Source organism: Micromonospora inaquosa (assembly GCF_003857055.1).
GTDB lineage: Bacteria > Actinomycetota > Actinomycetes > Mycobacteriales > Micromonosporaceae > Micromonospora > Micromonospora inaquosa.
Genome location: NZ_QGSZ01000079.1, coordinates 1 through 2,511, shown reverse-complemented (window position 1 = coordinate 2,511; position 2,511 = coordinate 1). Strand labels below are relative to the sequence as shown.

The window sequence follows — 2,511 nt, the reverse complement described above, 5'->3', positions numbered from 1 at the left end:
GCCACGGCGGGCAGGGTCCAGGCGCCCGGGCGCCTGGACCGGCGTGGTGACCCGTGAGCTGAGCGCGCTGACCAACGCCTCACACCCGGCGTCGCAGGCCCGGACGGAGGCCACGGCCTGGCGGACCGTCTCGGCCACCGCGGACGTGAGCGCCCGGTTGACGGCAGCGCGTCGGGGGGTCTCGGAGATGGCGACCCGCAGAGCGGTGACGGCTTCGTTGATCTCGTCCTCGTCGGCGACGCCGTCCGCCGCGAGGTGCGCGGCGATGGCATCTGCCGCGACCGACACCTCGCGGCCCCGGGCCACGGTGCCGCCGAGCATCCCCGGCTCGGGCAGCGCGTCCAGCACGGCCAGCGAGACCGGCTCGGCCGGGTCGGGGTAGGCGCGTAGGGCCGCCGGGTACAGCTCCCGCAGAACCTCGCGCAGCGCCACGGCGGCGGAGTGTCGACCGCTGGCCAGAGCGGCGTGCGCCGAGAGCACCTGCTTGTAGCCGGCGAGGTCCCGGGGTGCCGGCAGAGTGACGGCGGAGAGCGCGCCCGCCTGCAACGCGCGGGCCAGGCCGACCGCCCGTCGTTCGGCCGGCGGCGACTGCATCTCCTCAAGAGAGTCGTCATCGGCGAACCGCTCGGCGAAGTCGTCCACCGAGTCGTCGTCGGCGATCGCCAGGGGTCGCCCCGCCGCGCTCAGCAGCGAGGTGACCGTGTGGTCGTCGCTGTCGGCGGCGATGGCCGCGCCGCTCGGCCCGCCCGACCGCTCCACGAGCAGCGCGACGAGCTGGGCGTAGCCAGCGGCGTCGTCGCTGATCTCGCAGACATGCAGCAGACGGCCTGCGTCGTCGACCACAGCGGACGTCAGCGTCGAACCGGCGGAGGCCGGTCGGTCAGCCGGATCCGCCGAGGCCAGACCGCAGTAAACGCGCACGAGCGCCACGGCGTCGTCCTCCTCCCGGGACAGGTCTTTCCTCTGCCAGCAACTGATGCTCCCCGGTACGGGTCAGTCGCGCCAGTCCACCACCGCAGAGATCTTGCCGACAATGGTGCGCCAACCCAAACTCGCGGTCTGCGCACCGATCTTCTTCAGCCGCCGCCGACCCATGAACGCGCCGATCCCACCGTTGGCGGTGGCACGCAGCGCCTCGTCCAGGTCGTCGAGGCTGGAGCCGGCGGAGAGCATGTCGAGTACCGCAGGCAGCCGCAATGCGTACGAGAGGTCACGCGCAACTTCGCCGGCCTCGATCAGCAGGGTCGAATCCCACGTGTCGTGCCCGCCGCGCAGGTTCTCCACGACCAGGTCGAGTTCGTAGGTGTCCTCGTCGAGCGGAGCGATATCTGCCGGCTCCAGCCGTTCGGACAATTCATTCCAGCTGTCCAGTTGGGACAGATCGTTGGGCGCACCGGATCGGATGAAACTGACGAGCGACTCGGGGGTCTTGAACAGCAGCAGCTTGCCCTGGTTGCTGAGGAAGATCGGCACCTCCTCGTCGTCCGCCTCGTCCGTGCCGGCCTCGTCCGAGTCTTCGGTGTCGGTGTCGGTGTCGGCCGCAGCGCCGTCCCGGCGGCGCGTGGACTTGTCGTCCTCGTCCTCGTCGGCGAACTCCTCGGCCAGCTCCTCGTCGAGGATGACGACGGTCTCGTCGTCCTCTTCCTCTTCGATCGCCTGGCGGCGGGCGAGGAACGGGTCGTCCTGGTCGCGCTCGGTCACGTCGGTCGGGGTCAGCGAGCTGGCCGGCCGGTACGCCCGCAGCGTGAAGCCGGTGCCGGCGGGCAGGGCGATCTCCACTGGGTCGATACGCAGCTCGTCCCAGAGTGAACGGTCGATCGACGCCGATGGGCGGTCGGTCTCCTCGGTCTCGTCTGGCTCGGCCGCGCCGGTGGTGTCGTCGAGCTCGGGCTCGTCGGCGTCGGGCCGTTGGGGCGACTGGCGGGCCACGCTGACCTCCGTGTGCTTCGGGTTGCCCACCCACCGGGTCTCTGACCGGCGAGTGACTCTGGGCACATACCCTAGTCGGCGGCCCTGGGTGACCGATGCCCGCACCCCGGTGGCCGGTTGGCGCACGGGTCCGACCTGCTGGTGGTCACCGCTGGCGAAGTGGCCGTCTGACAAGTAGCGTAGCTACGCATGAAGGCCCAGGAGCTGCACGGCCATCTCGACGCTCTACTGCTCGCCGTGCTCGAACAGGGCGCGCTGCACGGCTACGCGATCATCGAGGCGCTGCGTGCCCGCAGCGACGGCAGTCTGGACCTACCCACCGGCACCATCTATCCGGCGTTGCGTCGGCTGGAACGCGCCGGCCACGTGGCGAGCACCTGGAGCACGGTCAGCGGCCGGGAACGCCGGACGTATGAGCTCACCGACCCGGGCCGGCAGGCGCTGGCCGGCGAACGTGCCGGTTGGCGCGAGTTTCAACTGACAGTGGGCCGGTTCCTCGGCCCCGACAACCCGCCCACCCCGGCCTGACCCGCGCGGGTCGGGCCGCCGATCAGCGGGTGGTGGCCAGCAGCCACCCGCTGA

The 2,511-nt window shown here is 71.3% G+C and carries 2 protein-coding genes and 1 pseudogene; 1 reads left to right on the top strand and 2 read right to left on the bottom strand.

The features are described 5' to 3' along the window. Nucleotides 1-954: pseudogene (locus tag DLJ59_RS01370) on the bottom strand (transposase); the annotation flags it as partial. 39 nt (nucleotides 955-993) lie between these two features. Further along, complete coding sequence (locus tag DLJ59_RS01365; protein WP_124770707.1) at nucleotides 994-1,959, bottom strand: DNA primase; 966 nt, start codon at nucleotides 1,957-1,959, stop codon at nucleotides 994-996. 159 nt (nucleotides 1,960-2,118) lie between these two features. Between DLJ59_RS01365 and DLJ59_RS01360 the strand changes: the two genes are divergently transcribed. Then, nucleotides 2,119-2,457, top strand: a complete 339-nt coding sequence (locus DLJ59_RS01360) for a PadR family transcriptional regulator (protein ID WP_124770706.1) — start codon at nucleotides 2,119-2,121, stop codon at nucleotides 2,455-2,457. Nucleotides 2,458-2,511: the final 54 nt, after the last annotated feature.

Excerpts from the sequence above, each read along its gene's own strand:
- DLJ59_RS01360 (WP_124770706.1), top strand. The coding sequence starts at position 2,119 with ATGAAGGCCCAGGAGCTGCACGGCCATCTCGACGCTCTACTGCTCGCC.